We start from the raw sequence: 21423 nt of genomic DNA on the forward strand, positions 1-21423 counted from the left end.
GAGCTGTTACCAGACCAGTCGGCGGTCATTGGATGAGCTGAGCTCCGAGCATGTCCTGGAGTAGCGCGATGGCGACGTCATCGTCGTCGCTATCTGGGCTGATGTCTGGGTTGTCTGGGAAGGGGTGTGGGTCGGGGGGCGGTCCTGAGGCCATCTGGAAGGCCCATATGGCTTCGTTGAACGCTTGGTCGTCGTCCCATGGCGCGGCTGGTGTTGGGCTGTCGTTGTCGGCTTCAGGGTCGGGCACCATGCCGTGGCGGATTTCCAGCCAGGTTCGCCAGTCGCGGCGCTGCTTTTTGATCTCGGCGAGACGTTCGGCGCGTTCGGCGTAGAGGCCGTGCCGTCGCGCGATGTCGTCGAGTGTGGTTTCTCCGGGGGCGACGGTGCCGTGGCCGCGGTTGATCAGGCCGTCGCGTGCCAGCTCGGCGAGGATGTCGTGGCCGGTGCGGGCGCTGATGCGAGCGGCGGCGAAGATGTCGGCGGGGCGGGTGAGCCCGGTGTGGGTGATGAGTTCGTAGACGGCGCGTTTGTTGAGGCCGATGACCCGCCAGGCGTCGTGGACGGCTGCTACTTGGACGCGGTCGCGAGCAACGGGTTCCACGGCGCGGTCGAGGTTGTCGTGGTGATGGGCGGTGACCAGGCTGTAGCGGTCGGCCAGGGTGCCTGCGGCTCGACGGATGCGGTGCACAGGAGCTCCCGGCAATTCCCTGATGTGTGCGAGGACGTCGGCGAGGGTGGTGAAAGGCATGAGGCCTGCGAACATACCCAGTGATCGGACTCCGACTTCGACCAGTGGTGTGCCATCTGCTCCGGTCTCGCCTGCGACGTAGGCGGCGTAGGCGAGTGCCTGTAGTACCGCGAGAACTGTCCACCGGTAGGGCAGTCCAGGCCAGCTCAGGTGGACCCAGGCTGTGGCACCCGCGAGCCAACGAGTGTGAGCGGTTTCAGGTGTTGCGGGACGTTTCGATTCATTTCCCACTACGGGGGGCGTGTGTAGTTCAGGTTCACTGTGTCCGTGAGACTGCAAAATGCGGATGTTCTGTGATGCGTACTGACATGCCTTGGTCCAGTCGGCGTTGAGTGCGCGGGTGCGGTGGAGGTCGTAGCGGGCGTAGGCGGCTGTGAGGCCGGCCCAGCCGGTGTTGCTGGTGTCGGCTATGCGGGTCTGGATGTCGGTGAGGCGCAGTCCCCGGAGTGCACTGTGGTAGAGGACGCTCTGGCGGGCCTCCGACGGGGACGGCCAGCGTCCGTCGGTAGGCATGGTGCCGGTGGCGGCGAAGTGGGCGGGGGCTTCGGGGATGGGGCTGGTGAGTCGCCAGTGGTCACGCAGCCGCGCGTCTGAGCCGTGGCCTTCCCACAGGTCGCGGGGCAGTTCGTCGTGCTGGTCCAGTCCCGGGGTATTGGCCGATTGCGTGCTGTGACGGTCGGCGCTGGAGCTGGCCGCGGTGGTGGATTGGATGGTGTCGCCGAGCAGTGCGCGCAGTCGGGCGATGAGGCCGGGCTCGGATCGTTTGTCCAGGACGTCGAGAGCTTCGGTGATGGAGCCGTCCAGGATCCGATGGCATCCTTCTTTGGTCGCTGACCCGGGGGGTGTGAGTGCGCCGGTGCGTTCGTTGACCATCGGTCCGATGTCGAGCGTGGGCAGCCGTGCCGCGAGCAGCCGCATCACCGGTTCTACGTTGACGCGGCGGAATGTCTCCCCCGCCGCAAGTGGGACTACCACGTGGCGGCCACCGTTGCCGGGGTTGTGGTCGCTGATCCAGCGGCCGCCGCATTCACGCAGCCACACTTTGAGGCGGGCAGCGTCACGCGCGACGGCGACCGATCCGCCGAGTTTGGTGTCGAAGTCGAAGACCAATTGGTTGGTGCGTTGGGTCTTGTCGAACATCGGGACTGCGGCCGGCCACAGTGGTGGTTTGGGCTTTTTGCTGAGCGTGCGGGAACGACCAGCCTTGTTGGTCGCTGGGTCGATCTCACGGACGGTCCGTCGGGCAGCGAGCCGTGGCGCCAAGTATGAGAAGACAAGCTCGGGAGCTTCCGTGCTTGTGCGTTGATTGTGGTCGCTTCTAGCGTCGTTGTGTGTCGTGCGGGGCGCCACGATCGGTTGCAGAGGGTGGATAGTGTTCCGGTTCTCCGCGGCGCGGTTTACTCTAGACATGGCGCTACCTGGGCTTCCCTGATAGTGCTGGCTGCATCAGCTGTTCCTCTCCGGTTCGTTGCTGCGGTGGCGCTACAAGGACGGTGGGCCAATTCGTTTGGGCTACACCGTTTTTGGGTGCAATAGATCGCCCGTCTGCGCCTGTGGCGTCAGAAGGGTGCAAACAGATGGCCGACGGACCCGGACAGGTCGGCAAACGTGAAGGGGTCCTCGGTTGTCGGAGTCGACAGCGGTGGGTCAGGCCGGTGACACGGTCGGCCCACCAAGTCGTTTCTAAGGCTCGGTCTGAGCGGCCTCCCTTCGGCATCGCGTTGGCGTTGCCCGGTTGTGGGAGGCGGCAGCCATCATGATGTGGCTGACGAGGTTGGTCGCGAGCGTCGGTATGTCGCGCTCAGCGGAGGATCTGGGGGCCGGACGTCGATTCGTCGACAGCCCGGAGGGCCTGTGATCGGGGTATGAGCGGCCTGCAGTCGTCTTGCATACCGGCGTGGAACGTTCATTTGGTGCCGTGCTCCAGCCCCGTGGGTGGGCTGGAAGGCGCCGTTCGGCGGCGGTAGTGCAATGAAGTTGTAGCGTTGCAGACGTTGCTGGATGGCGCCATGCGCTATCATCGGGTTGGCCCATAGAGGTTGAAGCTCTCTTTCTGGTGACGGGCTTCCACGGCATCTCGAGGTACCAACTCGATTTGCCACCTGGCTACAGGAAGCGGGCGAGGTACCAACTCGCCCGCTCCGGCAAGATACAAGCCCCGCCCCGTGCGGGGCTTGGTCATGTCTAAGGCTTGTTTCGGCTGCCAGGTTTGCGTTGCTGCCGTGGATCACTGTGGACTTGTGGCTTTGAACGTAGTTACGGTGTTCTCCCCTTCTGGAGACCACCAGCTGACGGGGGTGTCACATTGCTAGGAGGACCTCGTCGAGGTCGAGGTTGTGGCCGTCGGCGAGTTCGTGGCCGTCGGCGAGCCTGCGGAGCTCTCGGAACGCTGATTCGAGCTGGTCTCGGTGTTTGAGACCGACCATGACGAACGCGCCGGAGATATATGCCCTGATCCGTTGCTTCTTCAGCGCTACTTCCAGGGCTCCGATCTCCGCGACAACTGGGCGGGGCATGCGCGTCCAAACGATCTCGGTTGGTGCCGTTTGGTTGTCGTCGACCTCGATCGACAGTGGCAAGGTGCTCTGCCCACTGGGCTCGGCATTGCGCATCAACTGTTTGAAGCACGTGCGGAATTCGGCGCGGAACTCCTTTCGGCATCCGATCAACGCAAGCGCGGCGGTTGCATCGCTGGGGTCGAGCTTGTTTGCTTCTGCGATGGGGGCGTACTTCTCAGCGAGGGTGTTGACCTTCGTTGCGTCTTGCTTGAACAGCCGTGTGTAGACCACACGTCGCTGGCCTTTTGACGGCCGCCCCTTCTTCGGGCTTCCGCTCCTCCGGTTCGTAGCTGTGATGCTGCGGACCTGAGTGGTGGATGCATGCGTCATGGTTGCCACCCTTTGGTGAGGTCTACTTCCCCGATGCCGGGACTCTACCCGGATCGGCTCCTTGCAGAAAGGAAAGTACTCGCTGATGGGTGATCTCGACGGGAGACACGCCGGGGTTCCTTGCTGAAAGGACCGGGCGATGCCTTGGCATCGGGGGCATGCCGCGGGATCCGGCCCACTCACGCCGGTCCGGACACGGCCGAGGACCGCGGAGAATCGCTTGCCTAGCGTGCTCGCCGTGTCGAAACCTGGTACTGGTCCGCTGGCGAATGGTGATTCGCCCGATGTCGCGGGCCGTTCCTTGCGTTCGCTTGTTGCGTCGCGCCATCGAAGGCGTCGACAGGCGTGGATGCGATTGGCTGGCTACACAGCGGGTTTCCTCGCCGTCGCTGCGACGACGCTGATGTTGGTTGTGTTGCCGGTCGCAACCGCCACTGCGGCAGGATCGGCTGTGGCAGGCGCGGCTGCCTTGCTGGCGGCGTCGCTGATGTATCCGGCTCGTGTGTTCACCGCGGTCATCTCGGTGGCGACAGCTGGTGTGGCGGTGACGATTTGCCGCCGGATCGGTGAGCCACCGCTGATACAGGTCATCAGTGTTGTCGGGGTTGTCGCCGCCGCAGTCGCGATCCACGGGACCCGCCGCACTGGCCGCAACGCGGTCGCACCGACCTTGCTGGCGCAGGCGTCGATTCCGGCCGCGGCGGCGGTGGCGGGTCTTTCCGGCGGGTTGTGGTTGATTCCGGCCGGTGCCGTCGTGACGACCTGTTGGGCGTGGCGCGCGGAGTTCGCAGTCACTGTGGTGGCGTGGCGGGCAAGCTTGCGGTCGGGAATCCGCTATGTCGCTGGATATCCGAGGCCGTCGCGTGCCGATGTGGAGATGGCCGTCGAGAACTTGCGGGTGGGTACCGAGGCGGAGGTGGCGACGGCAAAGTTGCTGGTGGGGTTGGGTCCACGCTGGCATGTCCTGCATTCGCGGGCGCTGCACGCCACCTCCGCCGACGCGGACCACATCGTGATCGGCCCACCCGGAGTTGTGTTGGTGGACAGCAAGTTCCGGTCGGGGATCTTCGAATGCTCGTGGAGCGATGGGGAGGGCGCCGCTGCGTCGTGGACGTTCAATGGTCAGCCGTTGCGCGCGGACTTGGTGCGATCGGCGTTGTTCGAGGCCGACCGGATTGCGTGGGCGTTCCGCGCTGACCTTGCGTCGGGGCAGCCGGTGCCGACTGTGCTGGCCATCCATGGCGCGCGGATGAATGTTGCGTGGGGCACGGCGGAGTTCGAGGTCAGCGAGACCGATCCTCGCAGCGGCGAGGAGGTGGTCGTGGCTACTCGATTGGTGACGCTGGTGGCGGTGGAGCATCTGGTCGACTATCTGCGTCAGCTGCCAGCGCGTCGTTTCACCGAACCGTCTCGCGCGGAACGTCGATGCGGGCGGGCGCGGGGGTTGTCCGATGCCGATGTGCTGCAGGTCGCGCAGGATCGGTTCATCGTCGACCTGGCCGCTGTTGCTGATCATCTGTTCATCCCGGTTCGGTAGGTGTTCGATGTGGTGATGCTCGATCGCGTGCGGATGGGATGGTGCAGCGGCTAGTTGTCGCTGAGGATGTGCCGAATCATGGCCTCGAACTCGGCATGGTCGGCTTGGGACAGCGGTGCGCTGTCGAGCAGCGGGGCCGTCCACCATCCGTCCTTGCCGGGGTGATCTTTGGTGGGTGCCGGTGTCGGCTGCCGCAGTTGTGTGAGCTGGTCGTGGATCGCCACTGCAAGGCACCACCCGACGAACGTCAATACCGCCAGCGTGGGTGTCGCGGCGAGAAGTTGTGGTGCGCCTGCTGTCTCGAGCAGTACGACCGGTACCAGCGACGAGGCCGCCACGATAGCGAGGACAACTACGTTGGGGTGGCGCCACGCAACTCGCAGCAACAGGTAAGTCAGATAGACGGCGGTCAACGCCGAAACTGTGTGCAGCACAATGATTTACCACCCTATCGAGGACCGAGAGGAGTGCCAGGGAAAGAGTGTGTGCACCTCGGCTTGGTGCGGACCCGCTGGGAAACTGTTGGGTGCGGTGTCCGCCAGTCGTTGGTGCGGGCATTCATTCCGGGTCCACTACCCGCACGGGAGATATGAGCGTTGATGCGAGTTGTGGGGTCGGCGCCTGCGGGCGTTATTTCAGCTTCTGAGGCGCCGACCTCGCTCCAGTAACGATAGTGCCATCGTATGGAGGTGTTGCAATCGTTGCTCACTTCATCAGCGAGGCGAACCATTTGCCCGTCCATTCCAGTGCAGTGTCACCTTCGGCGGAGACAACGAGTTTGGCGTAGCCCTGGTGCGAGCCTCCGGCGTAGAAGGCGGTCGCGGTCGCCGCCGCATCCATCACCGAGGCAGGGTTGAGGTTGTCGGTGACCCCGCGCACCGCAGCGGGGTCCACGCCGCCGAGCAGGCCGCTGGACTGCAGGCCTGTGGTGAACAGATTCAGCACCAGCGGCGGTATCGCTAGCAGTTGCCCGGCCATGACGTTCTTGACGATCGCAGCGACGGTCTGAGCCAATTTCACCAGGTCGAGGTTGTTGATCACTCTGATCACGACTGCCGCGATCTGTGCCTCCGGTGTGGGGATCAGCGACAGGATCGTCACCAGCGGGGTGAGGTCGATCGACTCGATCGCTTCGACGATGCCGATGAGCTTCTGGTTGAGCCCGTTGATGGTGTCGGGCATCGCACCGAACTGGCCGGACACCGCGAGGTCGAACAGCGTCTTGAGGTCGTTGAAGATTCCGCCGAAGTCGATGCGGGACACTTTGTCGGTGGTGAGGGCCGCTTGCCGCAGCAACGCCACCGGCTGAATGCTCTGCACGATCCCGGTCGCGGCGGCGACATCGCTGCTGCCGACACCCGCCAACGGCGCCGCTGTTTTGGTGAGATCGGCAGCCGCGCCGGTCAGTTGGTCCAATCCCACCGACTGCCCCAGCCCAGCCAGACCGGCCAGCAGCCTGCTGAAGTTGGCGATATCGACGTTGCGGACCCTGCCGAGCACACTGCTCGCGTGCTGCTGCGGCGTCGCGGCGGGGAACTGCTGCAACGTCGCGGCCGCGTTGCTCCTGCCGATCAAACCGGCCACGGAGGACAGGTCTGCGGTTTTGGTTTGCAAGCCGGTCGCCGCCGCCCGGACACCGGCAGCATCGCCTGCGGCCGCCGCCTGGCTCAACGTCTTCACTCCGGCGGTGAGCCCGTCGATGTCGAGCGCGCCCAAACCACTGGCCAAAGCCTGATCGGTCGCGTCGGCGGGCAGTGTGGTCGAGGTCGGTTTCTCACCGGGCTTGGTGAGGGTGGTGGTACCGATGACCTTGCCGATTCCCGACAACAGTTTCTTGTCTGAGGGAGTAGCGCAGTACAGGTCGGATAGGTCGCAGATGGTGGCTACCGGTAGTCCGTTGAACCCGCCGGGGCGCGGGCCCTTGATACCGTCGCCGGGTGGGTTCGGGCCGATCTTTGATTCTCCGGCGGTGCCGCGGCGGGGGTCGGCGATCAGCGCGGTGCCCAGCAGTTTGTCCGCTGGAATCGGGCCTTTGCCTTGTCCGATGTCGGCGGCGACGTCGCCAGCGACTTCCGCGCCTTGGCTGTAGCCGAGGAGGAAGAATTTGGTGAACGAGCAGCGAATCGCGGTCCCGGCCAAGGCGTCCTTGGTTTTCTGTACGCCGTTGGCTTCGGAGGCGGCGTAGGTGGGCGTGATCGCCGCGGTGTAGGGCACGAAGTCGGTGCTGGCAGCGTTGCCGACGAGTCGTTGGGTGATGGCGGGGATGTCTTTGAGCAGCCCGACCGGTACCTCTGGGTTGGCGTTGGGGTTGGTTTCTCCTGTGCCGGGAACCGCGATGATCTTGAATGGCGGGCAGGCGGGGTCGCCGGGTGAGGGTGCCGCTGCTGCGGGTGTGATCGCCACAGCCCCTGCGGCAACGATCACGCACATCGAGGAGATGAGGGTGCGCCGCGGGCGGCCGCAGGGGCGGGTGGGCCCGCGGACAGCGTGGGTGGGCATGTGGTGTCTCCATCGCGTTGTGGCTGTCGGCGAACCGGCCCTGCTGGATGGGGGCGGTTCGCGCGGTGCGCACACGATCGCAAACGGGTTCACCAATTCGAGTCGACCGCTGCGCCGCCAGAGCTCGGTGTCTGGCAGGCGCGGTCGAGGAAGATGGATCGATGGTGGGGTGAGGTGCCAGTGATAGGTGAGCGCCGGCATGCTGCGCGGCGCTCTACCCTCTATCGGATTCACCTCTCCGCAGGCACATCGGGCCCTGTGAAAGGTGCAGCCCCTACCAGGGACTGGCTCGACCGCCAGTCATTGCTGGAGAACGGCGAGCGCATTCAGGATAGTGCACTTCTAGGCTCTCGGGACAGCCAGCCGTGAACTCAGCGTAAGGCCGGTGGTGGAGAAGTCCGCGGTTAGCTTGCCTGGCATGACTTCAGTGGTTGATGTGCTCACCCTGGCCGCCGAGAGGCTGACCAAAGTCGCCAACGACGCCACCGCCGGGCCGTGGGCGCGGTCGCATAACGTACCGACAACAGTGAGGTGCGCTGACGCCGCAGATGGCAGTGAACAACACCTCTGCTACGGGATCGAACGCTCCGCGGATTTGCGACTGGTTGTCGGTTTCGCCGACCCCGACGCTGTGCGCCTGCTGTCTGCGGTGTTCGCCAAGGCCACCACCAACGACGCCAACACCGGCGAATTGCTGGAGTTGGCAACCTATTTGAGCCAGAAGATAGGTTTGAACCTGCCCACGGCGGAACGTCCGCAGCGTTGGCCGCACAACGATGCCACCGATGACTGAACCGTGGCGTGGTCGCGCGGCCGTCGGAGTGGGGTCTAGGCGCTGACCCCGTACCACGCCCCTTCCTCATTATCTCGATCGGCGCGCCGCTGACGGTCCATGCTCGCGCACTGACCGCGACGCGGCGTCCCATTAACAGTGCCAGTCAGGCGGCCGCTGAGCTGGCACGGGTACGAGAGCTCGAGGCTGTGGTGCGCCCACGACACCGATCTCCCGACCCAGGCGCGTGGCCCGCAGTCGCGATCGGGCCCGCGCGGGACCGACGAAATCCGCTGCCTGTGCAGCGGATTTCGTCGTCGCACAACAGTGTTCACCAGTCGGCGCTCCTCGCCGTCGGGCCCTCCATGTCCAACTTGTCGGCGTTTCCGTGGTGCGGGGAATCTAGGAGGTCGGGCACACTTGGGCACCGCATTCCTGTTTGCTGACGAGGTAGTAGCGGCCGTCTCGACTCACCACGGTGAACTGCTGCCGTAGCGCATACGGTTTGCCGTCGCTCGCGTTCAAGGTCAGCACCACGTTGAACACGTTCGGATTCGAGGTAGTCGTCACTGTCACCGAATGTGTCAACGACTTGTCGAGGTCATCGATGGCCTGCTGGATCGATGCGGCTACGGCCGGTGTGTTCTGTTCGGGGACAAGGAATTCCGCGGCGGTTTTGCCGTCGCGTGAGACATAGTAGGCGTGTTCGAATCCGAAGATCACCCCTGGGCCGCTGGTGAGGTCCCCCCGCCCGCTGCCTGTCAGCATCGGCGGTGCTGTGCTGCTGGGTGATGGGGTCGTCGCCATGGCCGCCGAATCGGTCCGTCGCGGCAATTGGCTCGGCGGATCGTCGCGTCCCACAACGACGGTCACGCCGACGCCGATCGCTACCGCCGCAGCACCCACGGCAACCAGAATCTTGCGCGAGGACACCGTATCGCGTTGCGGTGCACTAGCTGCCGCATCAGGGGCGGCGGTGAGGATCGACAGATCCTGGGTGAACTCGGCAGGGCGGCTGAATTCCTCGGCGAACTCGTCGCCGAACTCCTCCACATCGGCCCGGTCGACAACGCTGTCGTCGACAACTTCGTCCCATTCCTCATCGCCCCAACTCTCCTTCTCGGCATCGCCGCGGCCGGGATCTTCGGCGAAGAGGTCATCGTCAGGTGCGACACGGCCGCGTGCCATAGTCGTCGGCTCCTGGTCTTGAAATCGGGAACGAAGATAAGCCTGGTGTGCGGTCGGGAATTCGGCGTCCACACACCAGGTTCCGGCTACACCGCAGCTGGAGGAAACAGCGGCGCGAGGACCGCCTGGATCTGGGCGCCGGCTTGCTGCGCCTGCGCAACGATCGGTGCCATCACTTCCTGCGCCTGCGCCACGGCCTCTGTCACCTGTGCCGCGACTGTCTCGATGACAGGCGGCGCGGCGGTCATGGTCGGAACCGGCATCGGCGCCGGGACAACCTCAGGCGCCACTGCGGGCACCTCCAGCAACGGCGGTGGTGGCGCAGGCTGCTCGATCCCGGTCCCACCGCCGAGCGCATCGCCGACCGCGGCGCCGGCCAGACCACCGAGCGCCGCACCGACCACGGTGGCTGGCAAACCGGTGATCGTCGCACCGATGATGCAGCCGCCGATGCCGCCGACCACGGCACCCAACGGTGCACCGACGCCGCCGGTGGGAATGCCGCCGATCGCCGCTCCAGCGGCACCGCCGACAATCATGCCGCCCACGCAGCTGGGGAACCCGAAAACTGGTGCGGCGACCGCCGCTCCGGCGTAGGCGCCGACCGCACCGGCCACCATTGTGCTGGCGGCACGCCGATCCGACTCTTCCCGGGAGTAGCCTGCCTGGTCGTAGAACGCTGCGACCTGCCATTCGGTCCAGTCCGAGTACTTCTGTGCCTTGTTGAGCGCGGCCGTGTCCACCCAGTCCGGGACATCGACCACGGAGTTGCCGACACGGAGTTTGTGTTGCTCGGCCAGGCTTGGGGCAGGCTGGATCGCCGGGGCCTCGGGTTCGGCTTCGCGAGGTGCGGATTCAGGCGGTGGTGGGGTGTGAGGCGATGCGATGATCGGTCGCTGCTGGCGCGGCTGTGGCCGCGGTGGCGGCGGTGGTGGATCTGGCACCCAATCAGCGGGCGAGGCCGCTGGCGGTGGTGGCGGTGTGCGCGGTGTCGGATCAGGATTGGCCCAGCTCGACGGCCCGGAGCCGCCTGTCTTGGGATCTGGGTTGGTCCACTGTGAGGGCTCGGCGTAGGCATTGACGCCGGTCAGGAACACTCCGCTGCTGATTCCCGCCGCCATCGCAACCGGCGCCAGCCACGGCTTGCGTGTCCTCGCGCTTTTTCTGGACATCCTGTTCCTCTCATGGGTTCCTCACCGAGGTAGCTGTTGCCTCGGGATCAACCGGGCCCCACCACGACTGAATCGAGGTGGATCCGATGCCGCCCACACGATAGGAATGCAGTTCTCCACAGCCCGAGACCTGCACGGTGCCAATGCAAGCCGACGCGCCATCGCGGCGCGCAAGGCCACGTTCCGGCCGGCACCGCGATGCGGCGGAATGTGTTATGCGCGGCCGCCCAGCTTCATCGCGATCACCGTCAACAGCGAGGCCAGGCAGTTCAGCACGTGGTCGCTGCCTAGGGATAGGGCTGAGACGAACAGCGCCTGCCCCGCATCCTTGTTTCCATTGGCCCGCGCGGCGATCAGCTGCAGGGCCCACATTTGCTCCGGTGCCATCGCGGGCGTGGCAACTAGATTCTTGAGGACCGTAGGCGGCGGGGTTACCGCGAAGAGGGTGTCGATCCACAGCAACGATGCCCGAACGATCGTTTCGGGCCCGTCGTCGCGCAACATTTCGGCCACTTTGCTGGCCGCCGCACCGGGGTCTCCCTCGATCGCTGAGCCCAACGCATCCCGTGCCCGCACTCGCCAGACAGGTTCTGTCATCGTGTCGAATCCTCTCATGTGCCCGGAGAGCTTCGCCTCGAACCTGGCCCGCCACCCGCTATTGCTACTGGTCGTCGACGGCGGTGTCAAACCGCGAAATGCGTTCGGCCCCTGAGCGATACCTGCATTCGGGCTCGACGTCGACATGGACCAGATGATTGGGTTCGCGGTGGCTTGTCCCGCTACGGACTGATCCGGCGAGCGGCCTTGATGATTACGGCCTCGTCCGTCTCGTCGGACTCGAGGTCGTCGATCCAGGTGTTGTACGCGGCGGCAACCTCGGCGTGGCGGTCATAGAGCGTCTCGATGATGATTCCGCGGACCATACGTTCGGCCTCGTCGAGCTTTCCGAGGAAGGTGAGCACCTCGAGGGCAGTTGCGAGAGCTGCGGTGGATCGGCCGTCGGTCTCGGCAACGAGCCGGGCGCGGGTGTCGCTAGATGACGCGATCATTGAGATTCTCCAAAATCACTGCGTTGGGTTGAGACTGATTGAGTTTGGTTGACTCATGGGTGGGGTGTTTCAGCCCACGAGCGCGGCGGGGGCAGGGCGGGAGGCACAATTCATCCGCTGATCGCATCGATCAGCCGATGGGGATGTGAAAGGCTGTCTCTCAACATATTTCATGGCAGGGATGGATTGTGGGTAAGCAGCATCATGAGCGAGTTCGAGCACGATGAGCACGATCCGGCCTACTTGTTGGGCAGGTACGAAGCGATTGCCCGAAGGATCATCGCGGACAGTGCGGGACACAGCCTGAGCGTGGCGGCCCAAACACTGCGCGAATGGCTCAACGCCACAGAAATCCCCGCGCAGGCGATTGCCGATTTCCGCCGTCAGCTCGAGGCAGACCTGCACGCAATCGTTGACCGTCACGGAAAGGCCACCATGGCCTACTACCAGACAATGCTCGACGAGCTCACCTTCGCAATGCCACCACAGCGAGTGAGCCTGTCGACAACACACGCCCGACGACGGCGACGACTGGGCTACGAGCACCAATGGTTCGCGGTGCCACAGCGGCCGGTGCCCAGGACACTCGATCATTGAAGGGCGGCCCAGCCCGGTAGAGGCGCCCGTCTGCCTCAACGGTCGATGTGAAGCTGTAGGCGTGGCTGAGGACCACGTGGCAACGCACGGCGCACGCGTGCATGTATGTGCCCTGCCGAGGAGATCACTGCGGTCGGCAGTGCCTGATCGCGGAGGTGGTCGACGCCACCTCCGCCGATGGGCGGTGAGCAGCGCTGCGGATCAACACAGTTCTGAGCTAGTACCGTGCTGGTCTCTCGTGGGTCAACTCCGTAACCCCGAGTGCGCGGAGGTAATCAGCGAGAGTTCCGGTGACCTCGGTGGTTGTGGTGTTCGGATCCTTCTCGTCCCAGAGCGTGTCTGAGTCGTGGACGGAATGTTGGCTCGCAGATGGATGGTGCCGTTTCATAAAGGCCGACACCCTGCGATCGAGGTCGCTGCGATTGGTCGTGAAGGTCCCCCGGCAATGTGGGTGATGAGGTGCTCGTGTTGTAACACTAACTCGCTGAAGTGAGCGCTGGCACACGCGATCTCCAGAAGCAGCGCGTTCATGTCAGTTTGGACATCGGGTACGCAAGGGGGCCTACCGCCCGCCGTTCGCCGGACCGCGGCACGCTCGCGGCGCCAACGGTGCATCCGCGGTCGAGTTGTATGTACAACGGATTGCCACGGCTAGCAGCGTGATCACGCCGAGCCCTCCCATCATCGCAATGAGCGATAGCGGGAGGGATGCGCAGAGCATTGCTAACTCCACACGATCGCTCGGTCGTGTTCGATTGCCCAGTCGGCAATCGCGATCAGCTCGGTGAGCAATCCACCGACGTAGCCTGCGGTCCCCTCGCGGTGCACTGCTGCGACCAAGCGTGTACGGAACTCGGTCGCGCCCAGCTGATCCGGCTGCGGATAGCCGTCTGCGTCGAACAGCTCGATGCCCAACGGCTTCAGGACCCGTGCCGCGTTGCCCGCGGTGATATTCACCACCGGGCCCTCGCCGCCCTCGGCGACGGAAACCACGTGGACCTGGTGCGCCCAGAACTCGTCGCCGGTCGAGCCGTCGAGCAGTTCGCCGTGGTCGCGGACCTGTACCAGGCGCTGCACGGCCAGTGCCCGCTCGTCGACAGCGAATTCCTCACGGCCACCGCAATAGTCGGTGACCGCCCAGCCGATGATAGTGCCGGTCTCGGGGCCAATGGTGATCGTCATAACGATCGCTCCAATCCGCAGAAGGTGTTGGTACGCAAGGTAGAGCGCGATCCAATCGCACGTTGCAACCGTGCAATGCGTCGCCGCCACCAGCAGCCCGCAGCCCTGGCGCTAAACCGCTGTCTCCACAACCGGTTCAGCCTCGTGGTTGGTGACGTCCCCAACCAGGAGGCTGCGGCGAAATTCATTTGCCTGTCGGTCGAGGGCGTACCACGATCGGCCTCGCACGGTGCTCTAGCGCTGCTGAAGTGGGCCCGGCAGCCTTCCGGACGGTCGGCGGGCCGGGTCCCGCGCCAAACAGCGTGATCATCTGGTGCCGAATCGGGTGTTGTGACTAGACCGATTCTCGACGGTGGCGTGCAGCCGAGAGCGACCCGATAGCGGCCACCGCGAATACAGCCAAGACCGCGTATCCGACAATCTCGAGGTCCAGTGCCGCAATCCATTTCGTGACCGGATCGGCCCAGCCCGCTGCCTCTCGCAAGGTCGCCACGAGCACGATCGCGGCGACGGTCAACGCGGTCAGGACCGACAGCGAGGTGATCGCGACGTTCAACCGTCGCGACGCCTGGCGCGGGTCGTTTGCGCGGGCATACAGGCGCAGCATGAACAAACCGTTGAACGTGTCTCCCAGTGTCATTGCCGCTGCGAAACACACCGGCAACGCCAACACCGACACCACAGCGATACCCGATGCCGCAGCAGTGGCTGTCAGCACCAGCAACCCGATCAAGGTGGCTGTATCGAAGCCCAGCCCGAACGCGAACCCGACCACGAACAGATGCGACGGATAGGACACCTTCTGCAACGGTGCGCTCATCAATCGGCTCACCACCGTCGTTGCCCGCTCGCCGTCGCCATCTGTGTGGTGCCGACTGTTTGATCGGGTGAGGCTCACCAGATTGAACAGTCCGATCAGCAACAGGAATCCACCCGCGACGAGCCCGCCGATCGTTCCCAACGCGGCCGAGGTCACATTGTCCTGTGTCAGTATGTCGCTGACGACGCTGATGCCGGCCGCTACCGCGATGGACACCAGGAATACCACCGAGGAGTGGCCGAGGCTGAAGGCGAGCCCCACACTGACCGGGCGGCGTCCTTCGCCCACGAATTTCCGTGCGGCGTTGTCGATTCCGCAGAGGTGGTCGGCGTCGAATGCGTGCCGCAGCCCAGCCATATATGCCGTCGTTGCCGCGCCAGCAAGTGTCAGCGGGCCGGGCCCGGTCAACGCGGCCGCCCCGGTAAGCCCGAATCCGACCACGTGCAGAGCCCCGATCACCGCGAACGTCGCCATCAGTCGCAGTTTCTCGGGTGCGGCTTCCCGGTGTCGGCGCCACCAGTATCGGGTCCAGGTCGAGGTGTCGGCGTCGTCGAGTCGGGTGGTCATCTTCTGCTCCTTCGTGATGTGGTCATCGCGTGGGATTGCCGGTTGGCTTCGTCGGCGAGCCAGGGGTATCGGGTGGCGATTTCGGTGAGGACTCGATGTTTGACGATTGCTCCTGCCTCGGCGGAGAGTGCTTGTCCGCCCGCGTGGCGGATCTCGTCGCGGAGGCGGTCGTAGTGGGATCCGGTGTGCCGCAGCCAGTTCACGCAGATCCTCTGCAGAAACGGCGGGGACGAGTTCAGTGTCGCTTCCGGGTCGCTTGGCTTGCGGCGATCGTTGTAGTGGGCGATCGCACGCCGCAGGAGCACTTCAGGTGCGACAGTGGCGATTTCGATCCGCAGTTGGTGTGCTGCACGCATGTGGCGAGGGTCCGGACGTCCCATCACAGATCGGCGGGGATCGGGTTGAACGCCACCATCGCCGCCAAGGCGAGCTGGTCGGCTTGTGGTGAGGCCTTCGCCGCGGCGCAGGCGCGGCGGATGACGACATCATCGATGGCGGCAATGCAGGTGACGTTCCATCCGCTGCCAGAACCGGTCTGTGTGGCCGACATCAGCCCTCTCCATGCCAGCCGCTTCGGTCCAACCGCGATCCGGCTATTCAGGGCTGCATCGCCGCCCGAGGCAGCCTCTGTCGTGGACTGGGCGAACCTCGGCGGCCCTGGGTCGGTGCCGTCGGCGGGAATGGGTACCACATTGCGGACCACATTCTGCCGAGTGGACGGACAGGTTCGGTTGGCTTGTTCGACCTGACGCCACAGCGTCTCTGCCGAGGAGCGGGTCAGCACCGTCGCATCGACGATCACACTCGTGCCGGCCCGTGCCCAATCGAACTGTCCGCGAGGCGACGGTGCGGCTGCTGTCGGTGAGGACACGAATACCCGAGCAGCTTGCCAGCGCACCGCAGCCTTCTCGGGATCCTCGGCGGTGTGGTCGCCGCCGCACGCCAACGTCAGCGCCTCGCCTTGGCCGCGCAGTAACGTGTGGTCGCTGTCTGCCGCATCGTCGGTCCACTGCTTGAGGTACAACTCGTCGACGGTGCCGGAGCCTGGCAAAACGGCGATCGCGGCTCGTGCGGCCTGCTCGCTGCGCCACTCGGCGGCCTGCGGCACCGGCCGCGCCGGCCACACCATTGCCGACGCCACGACGATCGTGGTGACTGCTGTCGCGGCGCAGGTGTAGATGAGCCAGCGGTGAGGTCGAGACGTCGCCGCTGCTGCCCGCAGGCGATGGGATGATTCGGCGACGGGGTCGGTGCGGGTAGCCGCCGCGCGCAACGCGCCCCGGCATACCGCGTGAACCGGATCGGGCATCGCTTTCACTGGCGCTCCAGTGATCTCCTTGATCGCGCCGTACAGCGCGGGGTCCGATGACAGGCCGCCGCAGACGACCACCGCGCACAGTTGCTGCCCTTCGAGGGCGGCGATCAGCGGGGTGAATAGGTCGGCGAGCTTCATTTCGAAGTACAGGGCGCCGGCGTGGTCCACGTCTTCGGCGGACAGTTCGATGCGGTCCACCGGTCGTGGGAGTTTGACCTCGATCTGATCGCGGTCGGCGAGCTCGTGGCGCGCCGCGCGTATACGGGGCACGCCGATCCAAGCCATTCGAGTGGCCAGCGCCACCTCAGGGTGTCCCGCTGCGGTAATGGCGTTGGCCATCAGGATCCGGTCGAAGCTGTCTCCTCCGCCATCGACACTGTGGCGCCCGATCACGCGGGGATAGCGCGGACCCGCGGCGACTGCGACTGCGGACAAGGCCGCCGCGCCTGCGTCGATCACGATCGCCGTCGCACCAGGCGCCGGTGTGCTGATCGTGTGGGCGAGTGCTCTGTCTGCGGACACGATCCGGACCTCGCGGCCCAGCGCAGTATGTAGAGCGAGCCGCAACGCTGTCGTTTGTCGCCTCGGCCACCGCGACGGCGCCACAACCAGTACCTCGTCGGCGTCGTCGCCTAGCACGCCGCGTGCGGCGTCGAGGATCGGTTCGAGCGTCCGCTTCATCAGGCTCGGGAACGTCCAGGCGGTGTCGTCGATGATCGCTGGCGTACCTCCGAGCCTGTCCAGTAGCGGACCCAACTGGGACACCGTGTCCGAGTCTCCCGCGCGCGGAGGCCGCGGCTCCAAGTCCTCGTCGACCACCAAACGTGCGTCGAACCCTGCCTGTATCTCGGGGGTGAGGGTCGTGATGTGGCCGTGGCTGTCACGCACGGCCGCCGCTACCGTGCACGTGCCGATGTCGAGTACGAGGGCGGTGCGGGTCATGCCCCGATCGTTTCGACGAGGTTCTCCACCACGCTGTCACGCCCCCGCACCCCGGCAACGCCTCCTATCTGGTGGTGCCGTCAGTTGCTGGCGCGGGCATCGCTGATGTCGATGACATCGAGGACTTCTCGCAGATCATCACGGGAGGGCTTGCACAGTTCGCGGTGAATTCTGTGCCCCCAACGAGGCCCTTTGGTTCGCTTGCGCATCGAGTCCGGCGCAAGGTCGGCGACCCAAATCTTGCGAGTGGGTACAGGATTGACGCTGCTGAGAGTCAAGATCACTTCGACCTGGTGATGAATATGGCCGCATGCCATAGCTACCGCGTCCTGATCATCGAGCAACCACACCCGAGTGCCAGCGGCGTCGGTCGTCATTTGGACCGTCTTTCCGTGCAGGTGATCTCGCCATTCCCGCGTTTCGTGTCGGGGGATCGTGCCCGCGACTTCACGCAGTTTGTCGATGAGATCTGCGTTGGCGACTGTGCGGGGCTCACGCCAGCCGACGACGATCCATCCCACAACAGCGGCGGCCAGTCCCGCGAGCGCCACTGTCGTCGACAGCGGTGCCCAAATCCAGACGACAGCACCCAGCATGATTGCGCCGACCACCTGGTTCACACGACGCCACACCGCCCACTGATACGCCGCCGGTCGGCCCCGAACGTGCATGCTCACCACCATCGCGAGCAAGAAAGTGAACAGACATAGGCCCAGCACTGCGGCCAAAGCATGAGTGAATGACATAGCGTCCTCGTCCTGACTGAAGTTGCGGAATGCAGGTTCCCGCACGACCTCGCCGATGGTGCGCCGCCTCGGCTCGGTCAGTTGCAACCGCCCGACCCGATGTGGGGCCTGCCGCAATGGTGTTACCGGGAGAGGTCCCCATCCTCGCGGAGCATTCGTCTCGTCCTGAACTGGAGAACTGGTCAGGCAGCGTTATGCCGTCTCCACTTGTTCACGATTTGAGGACAACTTGTGAATCGTTGCGCCCTGGCCGCTTTCACCTTGTCCGCGGCGCTACTGCTTCTCGCTGCAGTGCCCGCCTGCAGGAACGAGGCGCCCGACCGGTCCCCTCCGCAGGAGCAGCTGCGTGCCCGGGTGGTGAGCCGGTTGGACTTCCCTGTGCTGGTGTTCGACGAAACCTGGGAGATCACCGACGCCATCCAACGCCCAGATATCACCCGCCGCACGCCACCGCTGACACCAGCTATCGACCGTGCCGCCGGCACCGACCCGGCCTCACGCGAGGTCAGCGTTAGTACCACACCGGACATTTGTGCCGGCACTGGGGAGTTCGGCGGCCGGCTGTGGCAGACCGCGCACGGCGACGGTGCCTGGGCTGGCGCGATAGGCATCAAGTCGGTGTCGAGCGAAGCGTTTTCCGTTGACGTCAGCACGGCAGCTGTCGTAAGTCTGGAATCGGTCGACCGCTTCGTTCAGCAATGCGCGCACTACAGCGCCAGCCTCGGTAGCAATGTCGTCGAGGTCACGATCACAGCCACCGATTCGGAGCTGTTGCGTTGGGGACTCGATGACGTTCGATTGTTCACCACCACAGCGAAAGGCCGTGGCGCCGAGGCGACATTCTCGACCCTCACCGCGATCGGGACAGTCGCCAGCACACGAGTGACCGCACAGTTCACCACGGCGGGCACGATCGACGGGCCAGCGATCAACATCGTCGGCAACTGGTGGCATATCGTCGCGACGAAGGCGTCCTCCAGCCACTGATAACCCGCGGGGGCGACCGATCACCGACACCTATCTGTTCACGACGCTCCCCGATCTCAACTAATTGAGGTCGGAGTCTGGCGTACGTACGTACGCGCAACTTGGGCTTCCGCGGATACACCTCGAGCGGATGGTGCCGAGCTTCGCTGCGATGCATCGGGTTTCGATTGAAGCAGTTGGCGAATGGTGGGACTAGCTTTCATATCAGTGTGCCGGTCCTCCATCCGGTGGGTGGTCCCCTGCTCGGATGCGCCAAGGTTGTCAGTCGGCCACGGCGGGCCAACCACCCGACCGTGGTGTCACCACCCGCGAGGGAGTGAGACCGCCCGAGCCCGCGCTCGGGCGGGACCTTTCGCGAACAACGCATACCGCCCCGCTGCAACTGGTGGCGAACGAGCCGCTGCTACCACGCGGCGGCGTCGACGTCGATCGCCCAGTCCAACCCCATGCTGTGCCTTGCGAATCGCTCGAACTCCATGCGTGCCGTTCGTCTGATTCGTGCCGCCCTCGCTCGGGCGCAGCGGTTGTCTGGAGAAGTCGGGCGAGATCATCTCGGTGTTCGTCGCAAGAGATCGGTTGCTACGTCTGCAACATTGTCAGACCCTGTCGCTACTGTCATAACCGAACAGACGCACTGGCTTTGAGCAGGAGAGACGCTATGGGATCGATCGCATTGCGCCCGAGCGGTACCGTGGCTCGATTCGTTGCCTATGACCGCCGCATCGAGCGGATCGGCAACCCCGAGGACGGCACCGCCATTCAGGTGCGCGCCGAAACCTTCGTCGAGGAATACGTCTCGATCAAGGTCTGCAAATACACCGAAAAGTCGTCCAACGGCTTCGACACCATCTATGTCACCTTCGACGCCGCCTCAGCGGGGAACGGCAAGATGGAGTACGACTTCGGCGCATCAACTGAGCCCGGTACCGAGGTCGCGGCACGACTCAAGACCGCCTTCGAAACAAGAACCCCTGTGTATGTCGCGGTGGAAACCTGCCGACGCAAGACCCAAGAAGGCACCAAAACCAGCATCAACGTCCTCACACCGATCCACACACTGCGTGGCGCGACCGACGTTGATGCCAAGGCAGATCCGCAAGCCACCAAAGCCAATTGCATCAAGGTCGTCGCTGCCGTCGGCTCCGCCGACGACCCGGCCGATACCGTCTACGCTGCAAAGGATCTGCGCTCGGAACCGACCGAATGGGTGCAGCTGCGCGGGAATCGACGTGGCGACCTCGCCCCCGAGGGATGGCGGTGTCTGATGCGCGATGGTCACCCGGTCGGCGGCATCACCAATCACGTGCCAGCGCACAGCACCGACACCGCTGAAATTGTCCAAGCCGTCGGCAGCCTGCTCGAATCCGCTGGTGTTATTCCCGCCGCCGCGTCCGGTGGCGGATCGGTCACCGTCCGGCGGGCACGGGCGAGCGAGGCTCGTCCGTGGGAGCCGCAGAACAGTGACGGCCGCGTCAACCCTGGAGGGTGGCTTGCGGCCAAGTATCGGGAAGCGCACCAAGAAGCCATTTCCCTGTTCGACGCCGTGATCATCGCTGCCGGTGACGATGGGGCAACCCTTGCCGACGTTCAGGCTCAACACATTTGGGAGCTGACGGATCTGCTGTTGCTGATCGCTGACAACATCCAAACCCGTGTCCTCGGGCTCGAGCAGCCCGATCGCGCTGCAGGGTCGCACCGGGAAGCGCTGCAGTGGGCGATTCAGACAGCGCGGACCCGGCACCATTACACGAGCGAGCACATCACCTCGCAGGAGGCTCGACTGGTCTGGGCACGCGCGGTGTGGGCACGCGGCGTCGAGAATTACAGCGCCGCTCTGCAGCGGATCAACGAATACCTCGGCATCGACACCAAATCCCGGCCCGACGCCGCCCCGGCGCGGCAACCCAGCCAGCAGCCAGAGCGAAGCGGTGCGGCGGCACGTCACCACCAGCCCCCCGGTGTTGACCAGAAAGCCGTTGCGGCACTGCGCAATCAGCCTTCAGCGCCCCGACAGGCGATCACCGCTGGTAACGACGAAACAGCGATCCGCATGTGGAATGATCTGGCGGACGCGATCGGAATGGCGGGCCACATGGATGATCTGCGGCCGGTTCTCATCGACACCTTCGGCGGTCGCACCGGCGAGCTCGGTGAGATCGACGCGGTGGCGTTCAAGCGTCAAGTCGCGACCTGGAGGAAGGACCCGGGCGCATTCTTCGCAATCGCCGAAAAGGCGTTCAACATGGCAAAGGCCAGCTGAACCCGCTCGTCCCTGAGACCGATGAACTACGATCACGAAAGGCATTGCTATGGCAGGAGACACGGTCATCACCGTCATCGGAAACTTGACGGCCGACCCCGAGCTTCGATTCACGCCCGCGGGGCAAGCGGTGGCGAATTTCACCGTCGCGTCC

The 21423-nt window shown here is 64.8% G+C and carries 19 protein-coding genes; 6 read left to right on the forward strand and 13 right to left on the reverse strand.

Annotated elements, in window-relative coordinates; genetic code table 11:
• Positions 1-25: 25 nt before the first annotated feature.
• Together ACIG5A_RS23085 and ACIG5A_RS23090 are read right to left on the reverse strand one after the other, a co-directional pair.
• Positions 26-1888 carry a hypothetical protein gene (locus ACIG5A_RS23085; protein WP_397243207.1) on the reverse strand — a complete coding sequence of 621 codons (1863 nt, stop codon included), beginning with the start codon at positions 1886-1888 and terminating at the stop codon, positions 26-28.
• 1160 nt (positions 1889-3048) lie between these two features.
• Positions 3049-3636, reverse strand: coding sequence for a hypothetical protein (locus ACIG5A_RS23090; RefSeq protein WP_397243209.1), 588 nt, complete (start codon positions 3634-3636; stop codon positions 3049-3051).
• A gap of 451 nt (positions 3637-4087) precedes the next feature.
• On the opposite strand from ACIG5A_RS23090, the gene ACIG5A_RS23095 reads away from it, so the two are divergent.
• On the forward strand, positions 4088-5173 hold the full coding sequence (locus tag ACIG5A_RS23095; RefSeq protein ID WP_397243211.1) for a nuclease-related domain-containing protein: 1086 nt from the start codon (positions 4088-4090) through the stop codon (positions 5171-5173).
• A 50-nt stretch (positions 5174-5223) separates the two neighbouring features.
• On the opposite strand, the gene ACIG5A_RS23100 is transcribed toward ACIG5A_RS23095, so the two are convergent.
• Both ACIG5A_RS23100 and ACIG5A_RS23105 read right to left on the reverse strand, forming a co-directional pair.
• Positions 5224-5586, reverse strand: a complete 363-nt coding sequence (locus ACIG5A_RS23100; RefSeq protein ID WP_397243213.1) for a hypothetical protein — start codon at positions 5584-5586, stop codon at positions 5224-5226.
• Between the two features lie 292 nt (positions 5587-5878).
• Positions 5879-7672 (reverse strand): cutinase family protein, encoded by a 1794-nt coding sequence (locus tag ACIG5A_RS23105; protein ID WP_397243215.1) that lies wholly within the window; start codon positions 7670-7672, stop codon positions 5879-5881.
• Positions 7673-8090: 418 nt separating this feature from the next.
• On the opposite strand from ACIG5A_RS23105, the gene ACIG5A_RS23110 reads away from it, so the two are divergent.
• Positions 8091-8465, forward strand: a complete 375-nt coding sequence (locus ACIG5A_RS23110) for a hypothetical protein (protein WP_397243217.1) — start codon at positions 8091-8093, stop codon at positions 8463-8465.
• A gap of 381 nt (positions 8466-8846) precedes the next feature.
• On the opposite strand, the gene ACIG5A_RS23115 is transcribed toward ACIG5A_RS23110, so the two are convergent.
• The 4 genes from ACIG5A_RS23115 to ACIG5A_RS23130 form a co-directional block, all read right to left on the reverse strand.
• The gene (locus ACIG5A_RS23115) at positions 8847-9632 is read right to left on the reverse strand and encodes a hypothetical protein (RefSeq protein WP_397243219.1); all 786 of its coding nucleotides are present in this window, start codon (positions 9630-9632) and stop codon (positions 8847-8849) included.
• An 86-nt stretch (positions 9633-9718) separates the two neighbouring features.
• Positions 9719-10396, reverse strand: coding sequence for a hypothetical protein (locus ACIG5A_RS23120; protein ID WP_397243221.1), 678 nt, complete (start codon positions 10394-10396; stop codon positions 9719-9721).
• A 621-nt stretch (positions 10397-11017) separates the two neighbouring features.
• Entirely contained in the window at positions 11018-11548 is a 531-nt protein-coding gene (locus tag ACIG5A_RS23125) for a hypothetical protein (protein ID WP_397243223.1), read from the reverse strand.
• Positions 11549-11583: 35 nt separating this feature from the next.
• Positions 11584-11853 (reverse strand): hypothetical protein, encoded by a 270-nt coding sequence (locus ACIG5A_RS23130; RefSeq protein WP_397243225.1) that lies wholly within the window; start codon positions 11851-11853, stop codon positions 11584-11586.
• A gap of 204 nt (positions 11854-12057) precedes the next feature.
• Here ACIG5A_RS23130 and ACIG5A_RS23135 point away from each other — a divergent pair, with 204 nt between their 5' ends.
• A complete protein-coding gene (locus ACIG5A_RS23135) occupies positions 12058-12450 on the forward strand; it encodes a hypothetical protein (RefSeq protein WP_397243227.1) in 393 nt (130 codons plus the stop codon).
• A 723-nt stretch (positions 12451-13173) separates the two neighbouring features.
• On the opposite strand, the gene ACIG5A_RS23140 is transcribed toward ACIG5A_RS23135, so the two are convergent.
• The 5 genes from ACIG5A_RS23140 to ACIG5A_RS23160 all read right to left on the reverse strand — a co-directional run bounded on the left by ACIG5A_RS23140 (position 13174) and on the right by ACIG5A_RS23160 (position 18109).
• Positions 13174-13632, reverse strand: coding sequence for a hypothetical protein (locus ACIG5A_RS23140; RefSeq protein ID WP_397243229.1), 459 nt, complete (start codon positions 13630-13632; stop codon positions 13174-13176).
• A gap of 334 nt (positions 13633-13966) precedes the next feature.
• On the reverse strand, positions 13967-14860 hold the full coding sequence (locus ACIG5A_RS23145; protein ID WP_397243231.1) for a HoxN/HupN/NixA family nickel/cobalt transporter: 894 nt from the start codon (positions 14858-14860) through the stop codon (positions 13967-13969).
• Between the two features lie 155 nt (positions 14861-15015).
• Positions 15016-15375, reverse strand: a complete 360-nt coding sequence (locus tag ACIG5A_RS23150; RefSeq protein WP_397243233.1) for a hypothetical protein — start codon at positions 15373-15375, stop codon at positions 15016-15018.
• A 23-nt stretch (positions 15376-15398) separates the two neighbouring features.
• A complete protein-coding gene (locus ACIG5A_RS23155) occupies positions 15399-17156 on the reverse strand; it encodes a hypothetical protein (RefSeq protein WP_397243235.1) in 1758 nt (585 codons plus the stop codon).
• Between the two features lie 200 nt (positions 17157-17356).
• Positions 17357-18109, reverse strand: a complete 753-nt coding sequence (locus ACIG5A_RS23160; protein WP_397243237.1) for a hypothetical protein — start codon at positions 18107-18109, stop codon at positions 17357-17359.
• A 297-nt stretch (positions 18110-18406) separates the two neighbouring features.
• On the opposite strand from ACIG5A_RS23160, the gene ACIG5A_RS23165 reads away from it, so the two are divergent.
• The 3 genes from ACIG5A_RS23165 to ACIG5A_RS23175 all read left to right on the forward strand — a co-directional run.
• The gene (locus ACIG5A_RS23165; protein WP_397243239.1) at positions 18407-19009 is read left to right on the forward strand and encodes a hypothetical protein; all 603 of its coding nucleotides are present in this window, start codon (positions 18407-18409) and stop codon (positions 19007-19009) included.
• A 658-nt stretch (positions 19010-19667) separates the two neighbouring features.
• Positions 19668-21269 carry a hypothetical protein gene (locus tag ACIG5A_RS23170; protein ID WP_397243241.1) on the forward strand — a complete coding sequence of 534 codons (1602 nt, stop codon included), beginning with the start codon at positions 19668-19670 and terminating at the stop codon, positions 21267-21269.
• Positions 21270-21318: 49 nt separating this feature from the next.
• On the forward strand, positions 21319-21423 hold a 105-nt coding region (locus tag ACIG5A_RS23175), incomplete at its 3' end, for a single-stranded DNA-binding protein (protein ID WP_397243966.1).

This window comes from Nocardia sp. NPDC052566, assembly GCF_044547285.1.
Classification (GTDB): domain Bacteria; phylum Actinomycetota; class Actinomycetes; order Mycobacteriales; family Mycobacteriaceae; genus Nocardia.